24 protein-coding genes and 1 riboswitch are annotated in these 23580 nt (G+C 54.5%); of the genes, 21 read left to right on the top strand and 3 right to left on the bottom strand.

Annotated elements, in window-relative coordinates:
* The first annotated feature begins 31 nt into the window (after positions 1-31).
* From NNL35_RS28320 to NNL35_RS28310, 3 genes are all read left to right on the top strand, one after another.
* Entirely contained in the window at positions 32-2179 is a 2148-nt protein-coding gene (locus tag NNL35_RS28320; protein ID WP_006676850.1) for a hydantoinase/oxoprolinase family protein, read from the top strand.
* Between the two features lie 12 nt (positions 2180-2191).
* Entirely contained in the window at positions 2192-2881 is a 690-nt protein-coding gene (locus NNL35_RS28315) for a hypothetical protein (protein ID WP_006676851.1), read from the top strand.
* 94 nt (positions 2882-2975) lie between these two features.
* The gene (locus NNL35_RS28310) at positions 2976-3836 is read left to right on the top strand and encodes a MurR/RpiR family transcriptional regulator (protein WP_006676852.1); all 861 of its coding nucleotides are present in this window, start codon (positions 2976-2978) and stop codon (positions 3834-3836) included.
* 761 nt (positions 3837-4597) lie between these two features.
* On the opposite strand, the gene NNL35_RS28305 is transcribed toward NNL35_RS28310, so the two are convergent.
* The 3 genes from NNL35_RS28305 to NNL35_RS28295 form a co-directional block, all read right to left on the bottom strand.
* On the bottom strand, positions 4598-5527 hold the full coding sequence (locus NNL35_RS28305; protein ID WP_006676853.1) for a manganese-dependent inorganic pyrophosphatase: 930 nt from the start codon (positions 5525-5527) through the stop codon (positions 4598-4600).
* Between the two features lie 483 nt (positions 5528-6010).
* Entirely contained in the window at positions 6011-6652 is a 642-nt protein-coding gene (gene bluB, locus NNL35_RS28300) for a 5,6-dimethylbenzimidazole synthase (protein WP_040731227.1), read from the bottom strand.
* 391 nt (positions 6653-7043) lie between these two features.
* A riboswitch (adenosylcobalamin (AdoCbl) riboswitch) is annotated at positions 7044-7195 on the top strand.
* A 36-nt stretch (positions 7196-7231) separates the two neighbouring features.
* Complete coding sequence (locus NNL35_RS28295; RefSeq protein WP_254553931.1) at positions 7232-7489, bottom strand: hypothetical protein; 258 nt, start codon at positions 7487-7489, stop codon at positions 7232-7234.
* Between the two features lie 90 nt (positions 7490-7579).
* On the opposite strand from NNL35_RS28295, the gene NNL35_RS28290 reads away from it, so the two are divergent.
* The 18 genes from NNL35_RS28290 (at position 7580) to eutH (ending at position 23410) form a co-directional block, all read left to right on the top strand.
* Positions 7580-8722, top strand: a complete 1143-nt coding sequence (locus NNL35_RS28290; RefSeq protein ID WP_006676855.1) for a 1-propanol dehydrogenase PduQ — start codon at positions 7580-7582, stop codon at positions 8720-8722.
* Between the two features lie 199 nt (positions 8723-8921).
* Positions 8922-9275 (top strand): BMC domain-containing protein, encoded by a 354-nt coding sequence (locus tag NNL35_RS28285; protein ID WP_006676856.1) that lies wholly within the window; start codon positions 8922-8924, stop codon positions 9273-9275.
* An 11-nt stretch (positions 9276-9286) separates the two neighbouring features.
* Complete coding sequence (locus tag NNL35_RS28280; protein ID WP_006676857.1) at positions 9287-9718, top strand: EutP/PduV family microcompartment system protein; 432 nt, start codon at positions 9287-9289, stop codon at positions 9716-9718.
* 51 nt (positions 9719-9769) lie between these two features.
* Complete coding sequence (locus NNL35_RS28275) at positions 9770-10342, top strand: ANTAR domain-containing response regulator (protein ID WP_006676858.1); 573 nt, start codon at positions 9770-9772, stop codon at positions 10340-10342.
* A gap of 1 nt (position 10343) precedes the next feature.
* Complete coding sequence (locus NNL35_RS28270; protein WP_420798529.1) at positions 10344-11762, top strand: sensor histidine kinase; 1419 nt, start codon at positions 10344-10346, stop codon at positions 11760-11762.
* A 137-nt stretch (positions 11763-11899) separates the two neighbouring features.
* Positions 11900-13330, top strand: a complete 1431-nt coding sequence (eutA, locus tag NNL35_RS28265; protein ID WP_006676860.1) for an ethanolamine ammonia-lyase reactivating factor EutA — start codon at positions 11900-11902, stop codon at positions 13328-13330.
* Between the two features lie 47 nt (positions 13331-13377).
* On the top strand, positions 13378-14742 hold the full coding sequence (locus NNL35_RS28260; protein WP_006676861.1) for an ethanolamine ammonia-lyase subunit EutB: 1365 nt from the start codon (positions 13378-13380) through the stop codon (positions 14740-14742).
* Positions 14743-14760: 18 nt separating this feature from the next.
* Positions 14761-15735: an ethanolamine ammonia-lyase subunit EutC gene (gene eutC / locus NNL35_RS28255; RefSeq protein WP_006676862.1), complete on the top strand. Its 975-nt coding sequence runs from the start codon at positions 14761-14763 to the stop codon at positions 15733-15735.
* A 39-nt stretch (positions 15736-15774) separates the two neighbouring features.
* Positions 15775-16428 carry an ethanolamine utilization microcompartment protein EutL gene (gene eutL, locus NNL35_RS28250; RefSeq protein WP_006676863.1) on the top strand — a complete coding sequence of 218 codons (654 nt, stop codon included), beginning with the start codon at positions 15775-15777 and terminating at the stop codon, positions 16426-16428.
* A gap of 11 nt (positions 16429-16439) precedes the next feature.
* Positions 16440-17111: a BMC domain-containing protein gene (locus NNL35_RS30495; protein WP_083835542.1), complete on the top strand. Its 672-nt coding sequence runs from the start codon at positions 16440-16442 to the stop codon at positions 17109-17111.
* Between the two features lie 29 nt (positions 17112-17140).
* Positions 17141-18607 carry an acetaldehyde dehydrogenase (acetylating) gene (locus NNL35_RS28240; RefSeq protein ID WP_006676865.1) on the top strand — a complete coding sequence of 489 codons (1467 nt, stop codon included), beginning with the start codon at positions 17141-17143 and terminating at the stop codon, positions 18605-18607.
* Positions 18608-18743: 136 nt separating this feature from the next.
* Complete coding sequence (gene pduA / locus NNL35_RS28235) at positions 18744-19031, top strand: propanediol utilization microcompartment protein PduA (protein ID WP_006676866.1); 288 nt, start codon at positions 18744-18746, stop codon at positions 19029-19031.
* Between the two features lie 145 nt (positions 19032-19176).
* Positions 19177-19974: an ethanolamine utilization cobalamin adenosyltransferase gene (locus tag NNL35_RS28230; protein ID WP_006676867.1), complete on the top strand. Its 798-nt coding sequence runs from the start codon at positions 19177-19179 to the stop codon at positions 19972-19974.
* A 10-nt stretch (positions 19975-19984) separates the two neighbouring features.
* Positions 19985-20620: an ethanolamine utilization phosphate acetyltransferase EutD gene (gene eutD / locus NNL35_RS28225; protein WP_006676868.1), complete on the top strand. Its 636-nt coding sequence runs from the start codon at positions 19985-19987 to the stop codon at positions 20618-20620.
* A 24-nt stretch (positions 20621-20644) separates the two neighbouring features.
* Positions 20645-21346: a hypothetical protein gene (locus NNL35_RS28220; RefSeq protein WP_006676869.1), complete on the top strand. Its 702-nt coding sequence runs from the start codon at positions 20645-20647 to the stop codon at positions 21344-21346.
* Between the two features lie 16 nt (positions 21347-21362).
* Positions 21363-21641, top strand: coding sequence for a EutN/CcmL family microcompartment protein (locus NNL35_RS28215; protein WP_006676870.1), 279 nt, complete (start codon positions 21363-21365; stop codon positions 21639-21641).
* Positions 21634-22179: a BMC domain-containing protein gene (locus NNL35_RS28210; protein ID WP_006676871.1), complete on the top strand. Its 546-nt coding sequence runs from the start codon at positions 21634-21636 to the stop codon at positions 22177-22179. Before NNL35_RS28215 ends, NNL35_RS28210 begins: the two co-directional genes overlap by 8 nt.
* A 121-nt stretch (positions 22180-22300) precedes the next feature.
* On the top strand, positions 22301-23410 hold the full coding sequence (eutH, locus tag NNL35_RS28205; protein WP_006676872.1) for an ethanolamine utilization protein EutH: 1110 nt from the start codon (positions 22301-22303) through the stop codon (positions 23408-23410).
* The last annotated feature ends 170 nt before the right edge of the window (positions 23411-23580 follow it).

Genomic DNA, 23580 nt, shown 5'->3' with positions numbered 1-23580 from the left:
GGTGTCCGCCCGTTGCCGCAGGAGGAGAACGATGGAGAGAAGAAAAGTAAGGGTTGGGATTGATGTCGGAGGCACCTTCACGGATGCGGCCGTCATTGACAATGAGACGTATGAGGTTATCGGGAAGATGAAAATTCCGACGACACATCATGACGAAGACGGTGTGGCGAAAGGGATTGTGCAAATATTGAAGCGGATTTTGGAGAGCGAGGGCATTGCTCCGGACGATGTGACCTTTATCGCCCACGGGACGACGCAAGCGACGAACGCCTTGCTGGAAGGGGACGTGGCCCGAGTTGGCATTGTCGGCATGGGTTCCGGCCTTGACGGCATGAGCGCGCGCTCGGAGTCGAATCCCGGGGACATTGAACTGGCGCCGGGAAAATATTTGAAGACGTACCATACGTACCTCGATTCCAAAAATTTGCGGGATGAGGATATCGAAGCTGCGATTGACGAGCTTGCCCGGCAGGGGGCGGAGGTGATCGTCGCTTCCGAGGCGTATAGCGTGGATGATCCGGCCAACGAGCTCCGCGTTGTCGAGATAGCGAACCGCAAAGGCATGTATGCTACCGGCGGGCATGAAATCTCCCAGTTATATGGACTCAAGACACGGACAAGAACGGCGGTCGTAAATGCGTCCCTCATTCCGAAAATGATGGAAACGGCGAACATGACGGAGAAATCCGTCAAAAACGCGAATATTCAATCCCCGCTCATGATTATGCGCTGCGACGGCGGCGTTATGAGCATCGACGAGGTGCGCAAGCGTCCGATTTTGACGATGCTGTCGGGTCTAGCCGCCGGAGTTGCCGGCGTGCTGATGTATGAGAAGGTGTCGGACGGCATCTTTTTCGAGGTCGGCGGCACGAGCGTCGATATTTCCGTTATCAAGAACGGGAAGGTCATGATCAAGAATGCCCAGGTCGGCGGCCACCGGACCTATTTGCAGTCCCTGGATGTCCGGACGCTTGGTATTGCCGGCGGAAGCATGATTAAGGTGGCGAACGGGAAAATCATCGATGTCGGTCCGCGAAGCGCCCATATTGCGGGCAAGGAATACGAGGCGTTCGCCCCGACGGAGCAGATCGTCAATCCGAAGGTCAAGTTCGTCAGCCCGCGGGAAGGGGATCCGGCCGAATATATCATTTTCGAGAGCGAGACCGGCAAGGAATTCTCCTACACGCTGGCCGGCGCGGCCAACATTCTCGGCTATATTCCGGAAGGCGATTACGCGCGGGGGAACAAGGAAGCGGCCGTGCGGGCATGGGAAGCCCTTGCCGCCCATGTCGGCTTGAGCGTCGAGGAGGCCGCCAGACAGGTTATGAATATCGCGATCGACAAGACGATGAAGACCGTCAATGAGATGATCGAGGACTATGAGCTGGATCGCTCGTTCGTGACGCTGGTCGGCGGCGGAGGCAGCGGCGCCGTGCTCGTCCCGGCGATGGCGGAGCGGGAGCGGTTCCGCTTCCAGATCGCGAATAACGCGCCTTACGTATCGACCATCGGCGTCGCCCTGGCGATGGTGAAGGAGCAGCTGGAGAGAACCGTCGTGAATCCGACGGAAGAGGACATCAAGCGCATCCGCTCTGACATCGTCGAGCGTATCGTCCAATCCGGCGCCAGTGAGGATACGGTCGAGGTGACGATCGAGATCGACAGCCAGAAAAACATTTTGCGGGCAGTCGCTACCGGCTCGACAGAGCTTCGCTCCAAAGATCTCGGCCAGCAAGCGCTGTCTGTCGAGGAGATGGCCGCCATTGCCGCCAGCTCCGTCGATCAGCCGGCGGACAGCATGAAGCTGGCGTCCCAGTGCGGCCGCTGGAGCCTGTTCGTCTGCGAGGAGACGAAGAAATCGTTCTTCGGCCTGATCAAGAAGAAGACGAACTATGTGAGCGTATTGGATCGGGAAGGCGTGGTCCGGTTCAAGAAGGGGAACGTTCATTATGCGAAGGTGGCCAAAGCCGAGTTCGGGAACCGGCTGCAAGATTTTCTAGACGATAATACGATCTACTCCGACGCGAACGCGACGATACCGAAGGTATTCGTCTTTTATCGGGAGAAGATGCTCGATTTGACCGGGATGCAGACGAAGGAGCAACTGATGTCGATTCTCGAGATCGAGACGGAAATGCTGAAAGAGGAAGAAGAATTGATCGTCATTGCTTATCAGTAAGGAGGGGAAGGTATGCCGGACGAGGTCATCCGTCGCTTGACGGAAGGGGAAGGGTCCGATGAATTGCTGGCGTGCGCGGAGCTGGAGCAGGACCCCCTTTTCCACAAAATACCGAAGGACCGAATTGCGTACTATGTGAGCATGTCGCTTGAGCGGGGCAGAGAGACGGCGGCTGCATACAAGGGCAAGGGCAAGTCCATACGGGAGCTGTGTCAGATGGAAGGCTTGCAGTATGAAGTGACGAACCAGTCCGGCACATTCCACAACGTAAGCTTCCGCGCGCAGATTGATTTCGCCAAGAATCCGCCGGCGATTATCATCTATGCGTCGTCGCTCCGCGATATGCGGCAGGCATACCGGTCGGTGATGGGGAATGGATGCGAGGAGCAAGGACAGGAGCTTGATCGGCTCATTGACATTCATCTGGCGCATGAGTTTTTTCATTATACAGAGTACCGGGCAGGGCAATTCACGAATGAGACGCTGGAGCCGATTGCGGTTTTCAAGCTTGGAAGCTGGTATACGAAGAGATCAACCATTGTGAAATGCAGTGAAATCGCGGCGCATGCGTTCTGCAAGACGATGCTGGGCTTGCCCTGTTTGCCAAATGCGCTCGATTACGCGTTTCTTGTTCAGACGGGGGCGATGGATGCAGGCGAGCTCCGCCGGAGGGCGGAAAATTGGAAAATGATGCTGGCCTGATTTTCTCATTACCTCCCTTGATATGATATAATGGGGTGTGCTAGCGAGGTTACCGGATTCGCATTTTTCCCATTGGCAGTCAGGAGGAGGTACCATGTCTTCACAGGTTCCGGCGGTCATCGCAAAAATTGTATCGCAAACGCAAAAATTAACATACGGCGAAAATCAAATCGCCAATTTTGTTATACACAATCCGGAATTCATCACCCGTAATACGATTACGGCCATCGCGAATGAAATCGGCGTATCCGAGACAAGCATCAACCGTTTTTGCAAAAAGGTGGGCTTCAAAGGCTTCAACGATTTTAAAATCGCGTTCGCCCAGGATGCGTTTTACCGCGATATGCAGGCCAAAAAGAAAGAGAGACGCGAGATTAACGTCATTGATGCGCTGGCTCTCGATTATAACGAGCTGATCGTCAACACCTCGGCGCTCATTACGGAAGATCAGCTTCATCAAGTGGTCGAGCTGCTGAAGGGAGCGCGCAGAATCGTCCTCATCGGATTGTTCGATTCGTTCCTCGCGGCCATGGCCTTGAAGAACCGGCTCGCGATTATCGGCGTTCATGCCGATGCCATCAACGACAGCAGGGAAATGAAGATCGCCGCCTCCCAATGCGGTCCCGAGGATGTCGTCATCGCCTTCTCGCGTTCGGGTTCGACGCGGGAGATTATCGATGCCGTCTCCATCGCGCAGGTCAATCAGGCCAAGACCGTGGCGGTCACCTGCTACGACTCATCGCCGATTACGGAAAATGCGGTGGTCGATATTATTGCGCCGGATAAAATCTCAGTCAACAACAGCGCCTTTATGTCCAACCATATCACGTTTCTGTTTGTCGTCGATCTCATTATGAGCGTTTTCATTTCATCGGATAAGCAGTATTTGAAGAAAAAGCTGGACAGCGAAGGGATATTGGCCAGCGATCAGTCGATAACGAATTATTTTCTGTGATTGCAGGAACAGACGCTCTTGTCACGCAAATGCGCGGCGGGGGCGTTTTTTTAATAAATTTATGATCCACCGCATAAAAAATGAATCGCCAAAAGCCCCCATGGCCTTTCACAACGGCCTGATTTACGGGATACAAGAGATGGTGTTGGAACCTGGGGGAGTCATCGCCTTCTGGAGATATCGTTGCCTTTCTGGAGACATCGCCGTCTTCTGGAGGCATCATCGCCCCCTGTGGCTTGAACGTGTGGGGGGAATTGCTGCCATTTTACAGGAATTTCGGTTCAATGAGTCGACATTGCGAGGAAATGCTGCGCATCTACATCATTTTAGGCCCTTTTGCTCCGAACCGAAGGGAATCGGGGGAAATTGCTGTAATTTTGCAGGATTCCCTTTCTGGTAGAGTCGTCCATATCGAATTGCTGTATTAAAGCAGGATTTTGCTTACCAAACAGGCTTACCGAATCGACGTGTCCCACTAGATCAGGATGAGAATGCCCTTCTGGGCTTATATGTACGTTATCCCAATGGGACAGGATAAGATGTCCTTCTATTTCTTATTACGCAGGAACAACAACTTTTTCCACATCTATTTGTAACTCGTTCCATCCAGGGAAGCTATCTGATGCCCCCTTGCCGATCTGGCGGTGATGTCAATGCAAGTCAAGTAGGGGAGGAAACAAAACGGCGGGCCGCACTGGTAAGCGCGGCCCGGTCCATTGGTCCAAATCCGGGGGATTGCCCTAATATCCGGCTTTGGGGATTTACTTGCTCAATGTGTCTGTCAGCACAGGCACAATTTGCTTCTTGCGGGATACGACACCTTTCAGAAGCGCGGTGTTGTTCTCCAAGCTTACATTGTACGCCTTCTCGACAGCGTCCGCCTTGGAGCCGAGCGCAATGGCCACGGAATTGCTGTTCAAAATATCGGTGACGACGAACACGAACAGGTCAAGGCCCTTTTTCGCGATAATGCCGGACAAGGCCGCCTCCACTTCCGCTTGGCGAGAGAGCACATCGTTCACGTCCACTGCATTGACTTGCGCAATTTCCACCTTCGCGCTGCCCATGGTGAATTCCTTCGCGTCGAGCGAGAGCAGATCCTCGATGCTCTTGTCGCTCAGGTCCGCACCCGCTTTCAGCATGTCCAATCCGTACTTCTCCGCATCGACGCCGGCGATGGCGGCCAGTTCGCGGGCAGCAGCCACGTCTTGCTCCGTGCAAGTCGGGGATTTGAACAGCAGCGAATCGGAAATGATGGCTGACAGCATCAGGCCGGCAATATTTTTGCTGATCGTTTTCCCGTTCTCTTTATACATTTTGTTCAAGATCGTAGCGGTGCAGCCAACCGGCTCTGCGCGGTAGTACAGCGGACCGCTCGTCTCGAAGTTCGCGATACGGTGATGGTCAATCACTTCCAGCACCTGAACTTGATCAATGTCGTTGGCGCTTTGCTGACGTTCGTTGTGATCGACGAGAATAACGCCGTTCACTTCGTTAGCCACGGTCTCTACCAGGCGCGGCGCTTCCGCTTGGAACGTATCCAGGGCGAACTGTGTTTCCCCGTTCACGCTGCCAAGGCGAACCGGCTCGACATGGAAGCCTAATTGGGTTTTCAAATCTGCATAAGCAATGGCGGAACAAATCGTATCTGTGTCTGGATTTTTATGTCCGAAAATGAGAACTTTTTCCATGATGTTTACTCCCTTACAACGATATTCTGGCGAGAAAAGTATACCTTAGAATCCATTTAACAATCAAGGTTACAGCGGATGGCAGACGAGATAATCGCAAAATCGAAGCCGCGATTTTAGCCATTTTCAAGTCCAAACCCTTTTTGTCAATACCCGGCGAATAATGAACAATTCCACTGGTCTTCCCTCACATAGGAGACAATAGTAACCTGAATCCGTGATCGTTGCTCCTTGAAAATGTGGAAAAATGAAAGGAATTACAATGATGTTGTTGGCGGTATACGAGGAGAAGAAGCTGCAGGAAAGCTACAGCTTCTGCCTGGATCGTTTGCACGAGAAGCTCAGCAACGGACAGTAAAAAGTGTTCTTGTTTCAGAGCGGCAGTCCTTACCCCCACCCAGTGACGAATGAACCGAGCGGCCCAGACCGAAGCCGATGACAAGTAACAAGCCACATAACTGTAGCTTGTTACAATCCATTCGCTTATTGTTCTCCCCATTTATTATGAAATATTAGATTTTTAAGAGATTTTCGTTTTTCCCACTTCACTTGTTCTAAAATGGGAGCAGAGGGGTAGTCGTCCGTATATCCAATGGAAATTAAAGCAACGGGGTCAATGTGCGGAGGTATTTGCAAAATATCTCGAACATCATTTTTTTTGTAAAAACTTACCCATCCCATGGCTAAACCTTCTACACACGCCGCTAACCACATATTTTGGATTGCACATGCGGTAGAAAGAATATCCGTCTCCGGAATCGAATTTCGTCCTAGTACATGCGAGCCACCGCTTGTTGGATCGCAGGTGACACAGATCGTTAAGGGCGCCTCTTTAATTCCTTCAATTTTTAAACTTAAAAATTGGGTAGCGCGCTCTTCTTCGTAATGAATCGCCAACGCTCGTCTTTCTTTTTCTGTCGCCCAAGCTAATCTCTCTTTGACTTCCATAGAATCCACTATAATGAAATTCCATGGCTGCATAAATCCTACAGAGGGTGCATGGTGTGCCGCTTCCAAAATTCGGTCGATAATCTCTTCAGGTACAGGATTCGGAAGAAAATTCCGAATGTCTCTTCTTTTATGAATGACATTATAAACTGCTTCTTTTTCGATCTCATTAAACATGTGATGCGCCTCTTTCATTCTGTATCGTGTCTCCCTCATCCTGCGTTGTTTTGAAATCGGAAACATCTCGAATTATCTACTCCTCGATCCGTTCACCCTTTTAGGATAGCATAGATTCCATATATTCAACAAATTAGATCAATTTTCTACTTTTTTTTCATTCTACGTTTGAGCCGAGCGACGATTCGCCGTTGTGTTCAACCAGATCGATTTCTAGCGCCCCGGACGTGTTTCATTCCAATCGCAGGCAATCATGGGCGGTTGACACTTTCATCACAACTTCCCTTCGGTAACATTTCGATGTAAATGAACCGGTATTTTTTTAGTAACATTCTTGCCAATCCACTTTTTTATGCTATAATGATGTCGAATGGACGCCCATTCACGTCATGCACAACAGAAGAAGTTATAGGCAATGGAAGTTTGGTGCAAATCCAACGCGGTCCCGCCACTGTGATAGACCGAATTCGCGGTCTTAAGTCAGGTCTTTTGCCTAGTAACTTTGCTGGACCAGTCATTTCGAGGCGAAAGTGGCTGGTTTACAAGTCTAGTGACGATTACCGCCTCGCTAGGCTTTTTTTAGGTTTGCAGGAAGGCAGCCGACATTGCTGTCGGCACAGCCGGGTGGTCGCCGCCGAACAGATACGATGAAGTATAGCTTGGCAAGCGGGGACGTTCTTCAAGGCCGAAGAACGGATGCACAGCGGCGTGCAGGTCCCTTTTTTTACTGCCTGCCGATAAGGGCAGCCGTGATCGGACGGGTTGACGAATGTCCGGTTCACGGTGTACAGTGATGGTAGACAATTGAATGATGGCGAGTTGCACAATGGCGTGCACCTATATCATAAGCGAAGAGGCTTTTAAAGGAATCCGTTCTTTTAAAAGTCTCTTTTTTTATTGCCAACTACTTCATTGGAGGTGCCTGTTATGGACAAAATATCGATGAAAACCGACATTTATCTGGGGCAAGGCGCGCTGGATCGCCTCATGGAATGGCGGAATCAACGAATCTTCATCGTCACCGACCCGTTCATGGTCAAGTCGGGGATGATTAACATGCTGTTCGAACGGCTGCATGAGAGCAACGAGCAATACATTTTCAGCAACATCGTGCCCGATCCTCCGATCGAAATCGTAACGGAGGGCGTCGAAGCGCTCGGAGCGTTCCAGGCCGATCGGATGATTGCGATTGGCGGCGGTTCCGCGATCGATGCGGCCAAGGCGATGAAGATTTTCGCCCAAAAAATATTAAATCAGCACGATATGCCGTTCGTGGCGATTCCGACAACGAGCGGAACGGGCTCGGAAGTGACATCGTTCTCCGTTATCAGCGACAAGAAGAAAAACATCAAGTACCCGCTCGTATCCGATGATATGCTGCCGCAGGAAGCGATCCTGGACCCGGAATTGGTCAAGAGCGTGCCGGACTTCATTACCGCCGATACGGGAATGGACGTACTGACTCACGCGCTCGAGGCGTATGTATCCACCAAAGCGAATGATATATCCGACGCCTTGGCGGAGAAGGCGATCAAGCTGGTCTTTGCGTATTTGCCGAGAGCATACAAGGATGGAAACGATCTGGAGGCGCGGGAGAAAATGCACAATGCCTCCTGTCTGGCGGGCATGGCGTTCAATATCGCGTCGCTCGGACTCAATCACGGCATCGCTCATGTGGCCGGAGCGAAGTTCAAGATTGCGCACGGGCGCATGAATTCGCTGCTGCTGCCGCATGTGATTGAATTCAATGCCGATTACAAGCCGGGCTACGGCAAAGAGGAAAGCAATGCCGCGGCGGTCAGATACGCAGAAATCTCCAAGAGCTTGGGGCTGTCGGCTCCGAATCCGAAGAGCGGCGTTCGCAGTCTGGTTCAAGCGATCAAGCAGCTGCAGAAGCAATTGCGCATGCCGCAGTCGCTGCGGGAGTGCAATGTCGACGAAGCGCTGCTGGAAGAGATGAGCGCATCGATTGCCGAGGGAGCGCTCAAGGACGGCTGCACCGCCACGAATCCGCGCGTTCCGGTCGTGTCGGATATTGTCGGAATTTTGAACAAAATGTTTCAATATTAAGTAATCAAATAAATACCATGCGCGTTCAGGTTGACAACGTTTGCAGCTTCAAAGTATAGTAAAAGTAACACAAAGGCGTGTTGCATACCAATCAAAGCGAAGAGGCTTCTTAAAAATTCTACGTGAACTTTTAAGGGGTCTTTATGTTTTTTTACGGCTATTTGATGTTGTTTTCTCATAAGAAATGAGTGATGAGAGTATGGACCAACATAACGAAAAACAACGCGTCATTCAGGAGTACGTGCCAGGGAAGCAGGTCACGCTGGCTCATATTATCGCGAACCCAAACCCGGATATTTACAAGAAGCTGGGCTTGGGGAGCGATGCGCAGGATGCCATCGGCATCATGACCATTACGCCAAGCGAAGCCTCCATTATTGGCGCGGACATCGCGACCAAGGCGGCTGGCGTGCAGATCGGCTTCGTCGACCGCTTCAGCGGATCGCTCGTCATTACAGGCGATGTATCATCCGTGGAATCGGCCGTGAATGAAGTTCTGCTGGGCCTGCAAAACATTCTCGGCTTCTCGGCTGCGAAGATTACGAGAACGTAGGAGAAGCGATCATGAAGACCATTATTTTCGCCGGCAGCACCGGCTCGGGCAAGACGACGCTGTGCCAATGGCTGCACGGCCAGGAGATTGCTTACAAAAAGACGCAAGCGGTGGAGACCTTCGACCAAGCGATCGATACGCCGGGGGAGTGCATCGAGAACCGTTATTTGTATAAGATGCTCCTTGTGTCGAGCGTCGACGCCGATGTAATCGGGCTTGTGCAAGATTGCACAAAGGAAGAAAGCTATTTTCCGCCGGCCTTCGCGACGATGTTCGCCAAGCCGGTCATTGGGATTGTGACCAAGACCGAGCTCGCCCGGACAGATGAGGATATCGCGCAAGCGAGAGCTTTTCTGCAAGCGGCGGGCGCAGAGCGCATTTTCGAGGTCTCAACGGTGGAGAACGTAGGAGTGGACGCTCTTCGGGCTTACTTGGAGGAGTAGGCGGTTGGTTAGCCGGATACAAGCAAATATCGACATAGAGGTGCATGACACATGAATGGAAAAATTGTAATAGTCGACGACGAACCTATTACAAGAATGGATATTCGTGAGATGCTGGAAGAGGCGGACTACAACGTAGTAGGCGAAGCTTCTGATGGGTTTGAAGCCATCGAATTATGCAAAAAGCATCTGCCCGACCTGGTCATCCTGGATGTTCAAATGCCCATACTGGATGGGTTGAAGGCGGGTAAACGAATCATTTCAGAGCAGCTGGCCGGCGGAGTTATTCTCCTGACGGCATTCAGCGACAAACAGACGATTGAAAAAGCAACCTCTATCGGTGCGCTTGGTTATCTGGTAAAGCCGCTCGATGAAAAGTCGTTCATTCCCATGGTCGAAGTGACCATAGCCAAAGGCAAGGAAATACGCAAGCTGGAACAAAATCTATCGAAGCTGTCGCAGAAGATGGAAGAGCGGAAAGCGGTTGAAAAGGCAAAAGGGATTCTGATGAAGGAAAATGGCTGCACCGAAGAAGAAGCCTATCAGACCCTGCGCAAACTTAGCATGGATCGACGGTGTCCGATGATCGAAATTGCAACAACCATCGTCATTTCCTATGATTGAGATCAAGGAACGGATTCGGCGGCTGTGCAAGCGGCACACGGCACTGACGGAGGCGGATATTACCCGGCTGACGGAGATTGCCGAGTCGTTCGAAATGTCCGAAGTGAAGGATGATGTGTTCATCGACGTCCTGTCCAGCATGGGCAATGAGGCGATCGTGGTGTACCACCGCCGTCCGGATGACGGCAAATCGCTGTACGAGCGCCCGGTCGAGGGCGAGAAGGCGCTGCGCGAGAACGAGCCCGGCGTCCTGAGGACGCTGGAGACCGGAATCATGTCGCAGGGTCTCATCGCCAACACGCAGGAAAATCATCTGGTTCGGCAGACGGTGTATCCCATCAAAAACCAGGAAGGTGTCATTGCGGTCGTCATCTATGAAAAAGATGTGAGCGACAATATTCAAGCCCACTTCAATGTGACGGGAACGCAATACGAAGACGGCGAGATGTCCTCGATGCTGACCGCCATGCTGCGGTTCAAGGATTCGATTATCAATCAGCTGGAGGATGCTGTTCTCGTCTTCGACAAGCACGGATTTTTGAAGCTGAAGAACAAGAAGGCGGACGCCTATTACCGGAAGCTTGGTTATTTGGAGGATATTCAGGGCCTGCATTATGATAATCTGTCGCTGGATCAGACGATTTTCTCCGACGTGATGAAGCAGTACTCCACCTCTCCTTCCTGTCCGCTGACGACAGATGTGAAGGTGGCCGGCTCTTATTATCAGGTGAAGCGGTTGTCCATCGCGGAGCGGGATCTGTGCATCGGCGTCATCCTGCATGACGTGACAGAGATCAAGCACAAGGAAGCGGAGATTGTCTCGAAGTCGGTGGCTATCCGCGAGATTCATCACCGGGTCAAGAACAATTTGCAGACCGTGGCGTCGCTGCTCCGCATTCAGGCGCGGCAGTGCGACAGCCCGGAAGCCAAAAAATGCTTGAATGACAGTGTCAGCCGGGTGCTTGCCATCGCGGCGACCCATGAGCTGTTGTCGACGGAGATCGATGCGCAGGTGGACTTGCTTGACGTTATTCGGCTCATCGCTTCGAATATCGAGCGCTGCTTCGTCGATTGCAGCAATGTCGCCATCAAGATTGAGGCTTCGCCAAGCATCTGCCTGGACAGCGATCGCACGGTCGCGATCGCGCTCATTGTGAGCGAACTGCTGCATAATAGCTATGAGCATGCGTTTGGGGATTGCTCGTACGGCACGATTACAGTGAACGCGCAGCTGGATGGCGGATTGGTTACCGTGGTCGTGGCGGATGACGGCGTCGGCTTCCCCGTGAAGGACGTGTCCAACAAAAGCTTGGGCTTGTCCATTGTCCGCAGTTATGTGAAGGACAAGCTGAAGGGCAAGCTTGACATCGAGTCCGGCCCGTCGAAAGGCACGACCGTGACGTTCACCTTCAAAAAATAATAATGAATCGGGCTACAAGGATGTAGTTCTGTAAGCAAAGAGGCTTAAGGTTACCCATTCCCGCTAAGCGGGAGGGGGATATAACTTTAAGCCTTTTTGCGTGCATATATGTGTATCAAGCGACGGGGGGGAGAGACGTGAACGAGCAACTGCTAAGCGTTGGCATCGATATGGGGACCTCGACGACCCAGCTCGTGCTGTCGAAGCTGCATATTCAGAACCTGGCATCGTCCTTTTCGGTGCCCCGCTTGGTCATTACGGACAAAGAAGTGGTCTACCGGAGCGATATCTGCTTCACGCCCGTGCTGGCGGACAACCGGATTGACGCCGGGCAAATCCAGACGTTCGTGCAAGAGCAGTACCGGAAAGCGGGCATCCGCAAGGAAGAAATCCAAACCGGCGCTGTCATCATTACGGGCGAGACGGCCCGCAAGGACAATGCCAATGAAGTGCTGCAGTCGCTAAGCGGCTTCGCCGGAGACTTCGTGGTCGCCACCGCAGGCCCGGACCTGGAAAGCATCATTGCCGCCAAAGGCGCGGGGGCCCACACGTATTCCAAGGAGCATTCGACGTCCATCGTCAATATCGATATTGGCGGCGGGACTAGCAATCTGGCCTTATTCGACGATGGAGAGCTGCTGGACACGGGATGTCTCGACATCGGGGGCCGCCTGATCAAGGTCGACCAACGGACGCACGAGATTACGTATATCGCGCCAAAGATCAAGCAGCTCGCGGAACGAAGGGGATTGCAGCTGGCTCTTGGGCAGCAGGTGACGCCGGCCGCGCTGGAGCCGATCATCGGGGAGATGGTGAAGCTGCTCGAGGAAAGCGTCGGGCTCCGGCCGCCGGGTGATTTCTACGACACGATCGTCACCAACAAAGGGCTGAAGCTGGACCGGGACATACCGTGCATCTCCTTCTCCGGAGGGGTAGCCGACTATGTGTACCAGGAAGCGCCGGGCGATGTGTTCCAGTATGGAGATATCGGAATCCTGCTTGGGAGAGCGATTGCCGCTTCCCCGTTGACGCAGCGGATGACCGTGGCGCGATCGGCCGAGACCATCCGGGCCACCGTCGTGGGGGCCGGTTCCCATACGACCGAGATTAGCGGAAGCACGATTACCTACACGGAAGAGAGCTTCCCGATCAAAAACATTCCGATTCTGAAGCTTGCGTCTGCGGATGAATCGGGGAGCGCCGAGGCGCTGGCCCAGGCTATCGCCGACAAATTGAACTGGTTCAAGCTGAACAATGATCTGCAGCGGGTCGCCATTGCTTTGGAAGGGAAGAAGAGCCCAAGCTTCCAAGAGGTGCAGAAGTATGCGTACGGATTGCGCGAAGGCATGGCGGAGCTGCTGGAAAGGGAGTACCCGCTAATCGTGATTGTCCACCACGATATGGCGAAGGTGCTGGGACAGACGCTGTACGCCCTGCTGGATTACAAGAAGGATGTCGTCTGCATCGACAGCGTGCAGGTCGACAACGGCGACTATATCGACATCGGCAAGCCGATTGCGGAGGGCAAGGTATTGCCTGTCGTTATCAAAACGCTTGTGTTTCATTAATTGAGGTTGAACCAATCCATTGGGTGCATTTGAAAGGAGGAGCTTTTGTGATTTTAAAAACGAGACTGTTCGGCCGCACCTATCAGTTCAACACGCTGATGGAAGTGATGGCCAAAGCGAATGAAGAAAAATCGGGGGATATGCTGGCTGGACTCGGGGCCACGTCTTCGGAAGAGCGCGTGGCAGCCAAGGTGGTGCTGTCCCAGATTACGCTGAAGGACTTGCGCAACAATCCTGCGGTTCCTTATGAGCAGGACGAGGTTACCCGCATTATTCAGGACCAGGTCAATGAGCGCATTTACAGCGAGATTCAGAACTGGACCGTGGAAGAGCTGCGGGAGTGGATTCTGGACGATAACACGACCGAACAAGACATCAAGCGCGTATCCCGCGGGCTGACCGCCGAAATGGTGGCCGCGGTCGCCAAAATCATGTCCAACCTCGACCTGATGTACGGGGCGAAGAAGATTCGGGTGACGGCCCGCGCCAACACGACGATCGGCCGTCCGGGCACGTTGTCGGCCCGCCTGCAGCCGAACCACCCGACCGACGATCCGGACGGCATCATGGCTTCCCTGATGGAAGGCTTGACGTTCGGCATCGGGGACGCGGTATTGGGGCTTAATCCGGTGGACGACTCCGTCGAGAGCGTAACGCGCGTCCTGAAGCGGTTCGAGGAGTTCCGCCAGAAGTGGGAGATTCCGACGCAGACCTGCGTGCTGGCCCATGTCACGACCCAGATGGAAGCGGTCAAGCGCGGCGCGCCGACCGGCCTTATCTTCCAATCCATTGCCGGCTCGGAGAAAGGCAACGCGGCATTCGGCTTCAACGCCGCCACGATCGAGGAAGCGCAGCAGCTCGTGCTGCGGCATGGCCAAGTGTCCGGTCCGGACGTGATGTACTTCGAGACGGGCCAAGGCTCGGAGCTGTCTTCCGAAGCCCACCACGGAATCGACCAGGTGACGATGGAAGCGCGCTGCTACGGCTTCGCCAAGCGGTTCAATCCGTTCCTCGTCAACACGGTCGTCGGGTTCATCGGCCCTGAATACTTGTATGATGCGAAGCAGGTTATCCGCGCCGGGCTGGAGGATCACTTTATGGGCAAGCTGACGGGCATCTCCATGGGCTGCGACGCTTGCTACACGAACCATATGAAGGCCGATCAGAACGACCTGGAAAATCTGGCCGTGCTGCTGACGACGGCAGGATGCAACTTCTTCATGGGCATCCCGCATGGCGACGATGTCATGCTGAACTATCAGACCACCGGCTATCACGAGACCGCGACGCTGCGCGAATTGCTTGGCCTGCGTCCAATCCGGGAGTTCGAGCAGTGGATGGAGAAAATGGGCTTCATCGAAAATGGCAAGCTGACGAAAAAAGCCGGAGACGCGTCAGTGTTTCTCAAGTAAGGAAAGGGGGAAGCTCTCATGAATGAAAAAGACCTGAAATCGATGATTGAATCGATTCTGAACGAGATGGTAGGCAACTTGCCGCAGGAAGCCGCCAAGCCGGCCCAAGCCGAGGCGCCTGCCCAGCCGGCAGCCGAGCCCGCATCTGCCCCGCAGATGGCGGTGACCGAGCCGGTTCCGGCCGCGGCCATGCAGATGGCGCTGCCTGAGGAAGAGAAAGCGGACAGCGGCGAATGTCTGGACGATATTACGGAGATCGACCTGCGCAAGCAGCTGCTCGTTCCCGAACCGGCCGATCGCGAAGGCTATATGAAGATGAAGGAAAAGACGCCGGCCCGTCTTGGCGTATGGCGTGCGGGCCCGCGCTACAAAACCATTACGTCGCTGCGGTTCCGCGCTGACCACGCCGCCGCCCAGGATGCCGTATTCTCTTACGTGTCCGAGGATTTCGTGAAGGAAATGAATCTGGTGGCGATCGAGACGATGTGCCGGGACAAGGATGAATACATTACCCGGCCGGATCTGGGGCGCCAGTTCTCCGCAGAGACGATTGAATATATTAAGCAGCACACAGCCAAGGGCGCCAAGGTGCAGATGATGGTCGGCGACGGCCTGAGCTCGGCCGCGATCGAAGCAAATCTGCGCGACATCGTGCCGGCGATCACCCAAGGTCTCAAGATGTATGGCATCGAGACCGGCAATATTTTGTTCGTCAAGCATTGCCGCGTGCCATCGATGGATGTCATCGGCGACGTCACCGAGGCTGACGTGGTCTGCCTGCTGGTCGGCGAGCGGCCGGGGCTGGTTACGGCGGAATCGATGAGCGCCTACATCGCCTATAAGCCGACGGTCGGCATGCCGGAAGCGCGGCGCACGGTGATTTCCAACATCCATTCGGGCGGAACGCCTGCGGTGGAAGCGGGCGCGCATATCGCCGAATTGATTAAGACGATGATTGACCGCAAAGCATCGGGGATTGATCTGAAACTGTAGAGGAAGTTCTCGCAATTATAAAATCGCAAGGAGGCTCGTATGAGAAACGATCCGATTCATGCCAAGGTGTTAGGCGTTAAGCTGATTCCCAACGTAAGTCCGGATCTGGCTGGTACGCTGGAGCTGAAGCCGCATCATAAAAGCCTGGGGATCCTTACCGCAGACATTGACGATGTAACCTATACGGCGCTGGACGAAGCGACCAAAGCGGCTGCCGTGGATGTCGTCTATGCGCGAAGCATGTACGCCGGTTCGGCCAATGCTTCGACGAAGCTGGCGGGCGAGGTCATCGGGATATTGGCCGGCCCCAGTCCGGAGGAAGTGCGCAGCGGCTTGAACGCTGCCGTTGATTATATCGAGACCGGCGCTCATTTCGTTAGCGCCAACGAGGATGACAGCATCACGTATTTCGCCCATTGCGTCTCCCGTACAGGAAGCTATTTGTCCCAGACCGCCAACATCAAGGAAGGGGAAGCGCTGGCGTATCTCATCGCCCCGCCGCTGGAAGCGATGTATGCGATCGATGCGGCGCTGAAGGCCGCCGATGTAACGATGGCCGCCTTCTTCGGTCCTCCTTCCGAGACCAACTTCGCCGGCGCCTTGCTGACGGGCAGCCAGTCTGCCTGCAAGGCGGCATGCGACGCGTTCGCGGACGCTGTCCAGTTCGTCGCCGATAACCCGGCGAGCTATTAAGGTAGCGGCCCATGAGACATAACGCGTTAGGTTTGGTGGAAGTCAGAGGCTATCTGGGAGCCATCGCCGCGGCGGATGCCGCCTTGAAAGCGGCGAGCGTCACCTGCATCGGCGCGGAGATCGTCAAGGGCGGATTGGTGACGGTCAAGCTGAGCGGCGACGTCGGCGCCGTGCAGGCTGCCGTGGAAGCGGGAGCCGAGGCGGCGAAGCAGTTGAATGTGCTGCTGACAAGGCATGTCATTGCGCGTCTGCATGAGGAGACGGCCGCCATGGTGGCGGGTCCGGTTGACGCAGACGCCAATGAGCCGCAGGCCGGGGAGGCAGCCCCCGCCGGAGACGAAGCGCCAGCGGGCGAGAAAGTCGCGGCAACGTCTTCAGCCGCTGAGGAAGCAGCGGAAGCTCCTCCCGCGGCAGAACCGGCTGAGGCTAAGGCTGAGGTGAACGCCGCAGCGCCGGCAGGAGAGACCGCAGCGGCAAGCAAGGCGGAAGCCGCGGTTCAACCGGATTCCGGCCGGACCGGAAGCATGTCTGCGCCTGCCGCCAAGGCCGAAGCTCCTGCGCCGGCTGCCGAGATGAAGGCAAGCGCGCAGCCAAGCCGCAGCGATGCACAGTCACCGCGCACAGAGCCGGCCGTCGCGCCGGCAGCGAAACGAGCGAAGAAAACGAAAAAAGCCACCTCGTAACAAAAAAGTAACGGAGAGAAGGAGTATTGATGGAAACATTGGATAAAGACCTAAGATCCATTCAAGAAGTCCGCAATCTGATCAAAAAAGCCAAAGAGGCGCAAGCCCGACTGGCCACGATGTCGCAGGAGCAGATCGACGCGATTGTCAAAGCGATCGCCGATGCCGGCTATCAGAACCGTGAGAAGCTGGCGAAGATGGCCAATGAAGAAACGGGCTTCGGCCGTTGGCAGGACAAGATCATCAAAAACGCATTCGCTTCGAAGCAAGTGTATGACTCGATTAAAGATATGAAGACGGTTGGCGTCCTGAAAGAGGACAAAGCGCACAAGGTGATGGAGGTGGCCGTGCCTGTCGGCGTTATTGCCGGCCTGATTCCATCCACCAACCCGACATCGACCGTTATCTACAAAGCGCTCATTGCGCTTAAAGCCGGGAACAGCATCGTCTTCTCCCCGCATCCGAATGCGCTGAAGTGCATTCTGGAGACGGTGAAGATTATCAGCGAAGCGGCCGTACAGGCGGGCTGTCCGGAGGGCGCGATTGCGGTGATGTCGGTTCCGACGATTCAAGGCACCGATCAATTGATGAAGCACGACGATGTTGCCTTGATTCTCGCTACCGGCGGAACGGCTATGGTCAAAGCGGCTTACTCGTCCGGCACGCCGGCCATCGGCGTCGGCCCGGGCAACGGCCCTGCCTTTATCGAGAAGAGCGCCAACATTCCGCTTGCGGTCAAGCGCATCATGGATTCCAAGACATTCGACAACGGCACCATTTGCGCATCGGAGCAATCCGTCGTCGTCGAAGCATGCAGCAAGGATGCGGTTATCGCTGAATTCAAGAAGCAGGGCGCGTACTTCCTCTCCGCAGAGGAAGCCGCACAGCTTGGGAAATTCATTATGCGGGCCAATGGCACGATGAACCCGCAAATCGTCGGTCGCAGCGTAGAGCATATCGCGAAGCTGGCGAACCTGGATATTCCGGCGGGCACGCGCGTGCTGATTGCCGAAGAGAACCGCGTCGGCCGCAACGTTCCGTATTCGCGCGAGAAGCTGGCTCCAATCCTGGCGTTCTACACCGAAGACAGCTGGGAAGCGGCGTGCGAGCGCTGCATCGAGATTTTGAACGGGGAAGGCGCCGGACATACGATGGTCATTCATTCCGAGAATGAAGAGATTGTCCGGGAGTTCGCACTGAAGAAGCCGGTATCCCGCTTGCTGGTCAATACGCCGGGAACACTTGGCGGCATCGGCGCGACGACGGCGATTGCACCGGCGCTTACGCTCGGCTGCGGCGCAGTCGGCGGAAGCTCGACATCCGACAACATCAGCCCGCTCAATCTGCTCAACATCCGTCGAGTCGCTTACGGGCTTAGAGAAATGGAAGACCTGGCTGAGAAGCCGGCAGCACAGACCGGAGCGGCAAGCATCGATCTTGGCGATAAAGAGCAGTTGATCAATTTGATCGTCAAACGCATCCTGGCAGAAATGTAATTCGAAAGGCAGTTCAAAAAGCCGCTTCTGATCACGATGTGGATACAGAAAGCAGCTCGGCATCGAATCTTTAAGTTAACCCGGTTTTTCACAACATTTCATATAAACCATACAACTCACTAGGAGGAATTTAATCATGGCAAACGCAAACGCATTGGGAATGGTAGAAACAAAAGGTCTGGTAGGCGCAATCGAAGCAGCAGACGCAATGGTCAAAGCGGCTAACGTTACTTTGATCGGCAAAGAGCAAATCGGCGCAGGTCTCGTCACGGTCATGGTTCGCGGCGACGTAGGTGCCGTCAAAGCGGCAACGGATGCAGGCGCGGCTGCGGCAGAGCGCGTGGGCGAATTGCTGTCCGTGCACGTTATCCCAAGACCGCACACGGAAGTGGATGCCATCCTTCCTAAGACAAAAGCCGAATAATAACCGACTCCGGACAAGCCTGACGGGTTAGAGGGAGCTGAGATGCGGCATCGGCCGCATCTCCCTCCCCGCCTGCCGGCTCATCGCCAGCGGCGCGGACGCCCGCGTGTAACCAAAGATGCACGCAATAAAAGGATGTGAAAACATGGCTGTGATTACGGAAAGCGAGCTGCGCAAGCACTTTCGGAATCAGAATCTGAAAGAGGTTGCCGTATATGAGGCTCCGGCGGGCACGATTCTGACCCCTTCCGCCAAAAGCTTTTTGAGCGATCATCAGATTGAGCTTCGTTATGTGGGAGCCCCCGCTGCAGACAGCCCGGCGCCCAAGAAGGAAGTCAAGCTTCAAATCACCAAAAACTTGGACACTCAGCAAGACCCGGCCGAAGGAAAAAAACGTTTCCGCACGCTGTACGGCGGTTTTCTGGAGACGAAGCCCGAGCATATGACCCATTTATATGGAAATATGCTTGTTTTTAAAGATCATCCCCGGATTTTATTCCGCGGCAAGCTGGATTCATTGGAAACCAAAATTTTAGAAGCGCAAATCAGCTGCTCCAAGCTGAACATGACCAAGCTGGTCGACGATTTGGAAGAGATTTTACAGTTCGTGCGAAAAATCGTGCGCTGTGAAGTGTTGAGCGAAAGCATCGAGGAATTTCATTTGCTTGGGATGACACCGAAGGAATTGCGCGAGCAGTCCCATTTTCCCAAGAAATACTTTGGATTGGAACATTTTCAACCCAGCTATGATATGGGCGAAGCGGTTGTTGTCATAAATGCGTTGCGCACATTGACGAGGGAGACGGAGCTGCTGGCTTACCAAGCCTTCAAAACGGAGCACGGAGGCGCCGAGCGCGAAGACATCATTCGGACGCTGAACCGGCTGTCTTCATTGTTCTGGATCATCATGTTCCGAATCCGCGTAGGACAGTACAATTCTTGAGGTGAGAATGGTGGATAATCAACTGGTAGAAAGCATCGTGAATGAAGTGGTCAAGCGGGTGCGGGATGAAGCCTGCATCGAGATCGAAGCATCCGGCAAGCATGTGCACTTGAACCGGGAAGCGATTGATGCGCTGTTCGGCCCAGGCTATCAACTGACGAAGGCGAAGGATCTGTCCCAGCCGGGACAATACGCTTGCAAAGAGCGCGTCACGCTGATCGGGCCGAAGGGCGCTCTGCACAACGTCGTCGTGCTGGGGCCGGAACGCAAGGAATCGCAGGTGGAGGTCTCGCAGACGGACGCCGTCGTGCTGGGCATCCCTGTTCCCGTCAGAGAGAGCGGCAAGCTGGAAGGAACTCCGGGCATCGTCATCGCTTCGGGCAGCAACATGATCCGGCTGGAGCGAGGCTTGATCGCCGCGCAGCGCCATATCCACGTGAAGGCGGAAGACGCCGCGAAATACAATGTGGAGAACGGCGAAATCGTGCAGGTGAAAGTGTACGGCAAGCGTCCGCTTATTTTCGACGACGTGCTGGTGCGGGTGAGCCCGAACTATGAAACGTACATGCATATCGACTATGACGAGGCGAATGCGTGCGGCTTTGTGAAAGGCACGAAGGGCAAGATTTTGAAAAAGACCAACTAGGACTAGGTCTAGGAGTGTGAAATTATGAACATGGAAGCTCCGGATCGGGCAGCGTTGATTGAAGCGGTTGCGGCCGAAGTATTGAAAAGGCTGCGGCAGGCCGCCGAAGCCGAGACAGCCGCGTCCAGGAAGCAGGCGGTTCTGCTGGCTGCGGAGCCGGCTCCGGGACTGGAGAGCGTCCTACAACCGCATTATGACGTGCATTATTACGACGAGTCGCTCCGGGACTGCGACCTGCTCCTCATTCCGAAGACATGCATCCAGCTGTTGTCCAACCTGGCCAATGGCATCAGCGCGGGCCCGCGCGAGCGATTCGTGCTGACGATGCTGTTGAAGGGAAGGAAGGTCATCTTGCTGGAGGACGGGCTGGCTTACCGGAAATACAAGCCGACAGCGCCTGTCCTGCTGTATAAGCTGTACGACGGCATGGTGGACAAGCTTCGCGGCTACGGCATCCGTGTGGTCAAGCAGACGGAGCTGCCGGCGGCTTGTCTGGAAGACGGAGGAGCGGCGATTGTGCCCGAAGCGGGGGGCGAAGCTGCGTATTCGGATGCTGAGGCGCTTTCCCAGCCGGAAGCGCTGCACGGCAAAGTCATTACCGAAGCCGAGCTCAAAAAATGCCGTCTCCAAAACAAAACGGAAATCGTGATTGATCGGCACGCGATTATTACGCCGCTGGCGCAGGATTATATGCGCACGCAGCAGATGCGGGTGCACAGAAGATAACGGGCGAGGTGAACCTATGATCGTGGGAAAAGTGGCGGGCAGCCTGTGGGCTACCCGTAAAGACAATAAGCTAAACGGGCTGACCTTTCTGGTGGTCAAGCCGTTATCGGTGGACGGCGCGCCGGTTCAGCGCGACCATTTCGTCGCCGCGGACAACGCGGGAGCAGGCATCGGCGACACCGTGCTCGTTACGACAGGAAGCGCGGCCCGGACATCGATAGCCAATGCGGACGTGCCCGTTGACGCGGTCATCGTGGGCATCGTCGATTCGATCGAGGTGGCCCGCCATGAGTAGCGCGATTGGTGTAGTGGAGCTTCGCAGCATCAGCAAAGGATACGAAACGGCGGATCGCATGCTGAAGACCTCTCCCGTGGACGTGCATCATCTGAAGCCGATTTGCCCAGGCAAGTTCCTCATCATTATGAGCGGCGATACCGCTGACGTACAGGCGGCGATGGATTCCGCGAAGGCGGAAGCGGGTGAATTCCGGATTAGCGATTTTATGCTGAACGGCGTTCATCCCGGTCTCGTGGACGGCTTGAAGAAGCGCTATTCTTCCCAACCCGTGGACGCCGTCGGAATTTTGGAGACGTCAACGGTTTCTTCCGGGATTTATGCGTTCAATGAGGCTTTGAAGCAGTGCGATATTTATGTGAAAAGGATGAACCTCGGCATGGCGATTGGCGGCAAGTTCCTCGCCGTGTTCACGGGAAGCGTGAGCGACGTGGAACAAGGGATGAAGGTGATCGCCTCCTCCATGGATGAAAAGCGGATTGTTCATTGCACCGTGCTTCGTTCCCCGAGCGAGGAAATCAGACAGCATTTCCGATAGGCAGTTCAAAAAGCCCGCTTTTGATCATAAAAACCGCCTTTTTGAACCTTTCCGATATATAGTTCGATACGAACGCTAACACGCAATTCAACACGCACAATAAGAATGGAGGAGCACGTTCGTGGAGATTAACGAAATCATCATTTACGGCATGGTTATTTTCATGATTCTCGGCGCCATCGACAAGTGCATCGGTTACAAATTCGGGCTTGGCCATCAATTCGATGAAGGACTTATGGCCATGGGCTCGCTCACACTGGCGATGGTCGGAATCATCTCGCTGTCTCCCGTGCTGGCCAAGCTGTTAAGCCCGATTGTCGTCCCGCTGTACAGCGCGCTGGGAGCAGACCCCGCGATGTTCGCAACGACGCTGCTGGCCAATGACATGGGCGGATTTTCATTGGCGCAGGAATTGGCGCAGACGCCGGAAGCCGGCTTGTTCGCCGGTACGATTCTCGGCGCCATGCTGGGGCCGACTATCGTATTCATCATTCCGGTTGCGCTTGGCATCATTAAGAAGGAAGACCACAAATATTTGGCTACCGGCGTCTTGGCCGGCATTGTCACGATCCCAATCGGCTGCTTGCTCGGGGGATTAGCGGCAGGTTTTCCGATTATGATGATTGTGTCCAACCTGGTGCCGATTCTGCTGTTCGCCCTGCTGATCGTGCTTGGCTTGTGGAAGTTCCCGCAGGGCATGATCAAAGGCTTCACCATTTTCGGACAGTTCATTGTTATCGTCGCGACGCTGGGGCTCGCGGCCGGCATTACGCAGCAGCTGACGGACATCACGATTATTCCCGGACTCGCGCCGATTGAGGAAGGAATCAAGATTGTCGGCGACATTTCCATTGTACTGGCCGGCGCCTTCGCGATGGTCTTTGTCATCACGAAGGTATTCAACAAGCCGCTGATGAAGCTGGGCAAAATGCTCGGCATGAACGAGATTGCGGCGGCGGGCATGGTCGCCACGCTCGCCAACGTCATCCCGATGTTCGGGATGATGAAGGACATGGATGCCCGGGGCAAGGTCATCAACGTGGCCTTTGCCGTGTCCGCGGCATTCGTATTCGGCGATCACCTCGGCTTTACCGCCGGGGTCGCCAAGGAAATGATCTTCCCGATGATTGTCGGGAAGCTGATAGGCGGCATTACGGCCGTTTTCGTAGCCGTATACTTGGCGAAGAAAATGGCGCCGGAACCGAACGAAGGGCAGCAGGAGGCCGCATAAAGGCCGGGCTTGCCTAGCAAGCCGCTGCTCTGTTGTGTAACGTTTTCTCTCAATACTGAGCTCTCATATATATATTTGATGCCTCGCAGGCCGATTGATCGGCTGCGGGGCTTTTTTTTTGCAAGGAAAAAGAAAGGGAAATCCACAGCAGTTGCAGTTCAACGCAAGCT

The organism is Paenibacillus dendritiformis (assembly GCF_945605565.1).
GTDB classification, from domain to species: Bacteria; Bacillota; Bacilli; order Paenibacillales; family Paenibacillaceae; genus Paenibacillus_B; species Paenibacillus_B dendritiformis_A.
Note: the sequence above shows the minus strand (reverse complement) of the source record. Positions and strands in the feature narration are given on the sequence as shown.

Coding starts and splice junctions, on each gene's coding strand:
- NNL35_RS28315 (WP_006676851.1), top strand. CDS start 2,192: ATGCCGGACGAGGTCATCCGTCGCTTGACGGAAGGGGAAGGGTCCGAT.
- NNL35_RS28310 (WP_006676852.1), top strand. CDS start 2,976: ATGTCTTCACAGGTTCCGGCGGTCATCGCAAAAATTGTATCGCAAACG.
- NNL35_RS28305 (WP_006676853.1), bottom strand. CDS start 5,527: ATGGAAAAAGTTCTCATTTTCGGACATAAAAATCCAGACACAGATACG.
- NNL35_RS28230 (WP_006676867.1), top strand. CDS start 19,177: ATGGCTGTGATTACGGAAAGCGAGCTGCGCAAGCACTTTCGGAATCAG.
- NNL35_RS28280 (WP_006676857.1), top strand. CDS start 9,287: ATGAAGACCATTATTTTCGCCGGCAGCACCGGCTCGGGCAAGACGACG.
- NNL35_RS28240 (WP_006676865.1), top strand. CDS start 17,141: ATGGAAACATTGGATAAAGACCTAAGATCCATTCAAGAAGTCCGCAAT.
- eutC (WP_006676862.1), top strand. CDS start 14,761: ATGAATGAAAAAGACCTGAAATCGATGATTGAATCGATTCTGAACGAG.
- NNL35_RS28290 (WP_006676855.1), top strand. CDS start 7,580: ATGGACAAAATATCGATGAAAACCGACATTTATCTGGGGCAAGGCGCG.
- NNL35_RS30495 (WP_083835542.1), top strand. CDS start 16,440: ATGAGACATAACGCGTTAGGTTTGGTGGAAGTCAGAGGCTATCTGGGA.
- NNL35_RS28220 (WP_006676869.1), top strand. CDS start 20,645: ATGAACATGGAAGCTCCGGATCGGGCAGCGTTGATTGAAGCGGTTGCG.
- NNL35_RS28275 (WP_006676858.1), top strand. CDS start 9,770: ATGAATGGAAAAATTGTAATAGTCGACGACGAACCTATTACAAGAATG.
- pduA (WP_006676866.1), top strand. CDS start 18,744: ATGGCAAACGCAAACGCATTGGGAATGGTAGAAACAAAAGGTCTGGTA.
- NNL35_RS28285 (WP_006676856.1), top strand. CDS start 8,922: ATGGACCAACATAACGAAAAACAACGCGTCATTCAGGAGTACGTGCCA.
- eutL (WP_006676863.1), top strand. CDS start 15,775: ATGAGAAACGATCCGATTCATGCCAAGGTGTTAGGCGTTAAGCTGATT.
- NNL35_RS28210 (WP_006676871.1), top strand. CDS start 21,634: ATGAGTAGCGCGATTGGTGTAGTGGAGCTTCGCAGCATCAGCAAAGGA.
- bluB (WP_040731227.1), bottom strand. CDS start 6,652: ATGTTTAATGAGATCGAAAAAGAAGCAGTTTATAATGTCATTCATAAA.
- NNL35_RS28215 (WP_006676870.1), top strand. CDS start 21,363: ATGATCGTGGGAAAAGTGGCGGGCAGCCTGTGGGCTACCCGTAAAGAC.
- NNL35_RS28320 (WP_006676850.1), top strand. CDS start 32: ATGGAGAGAAGAAAAGTAAGGGTTGGGATTGATGTCGGAGGCACCTTC.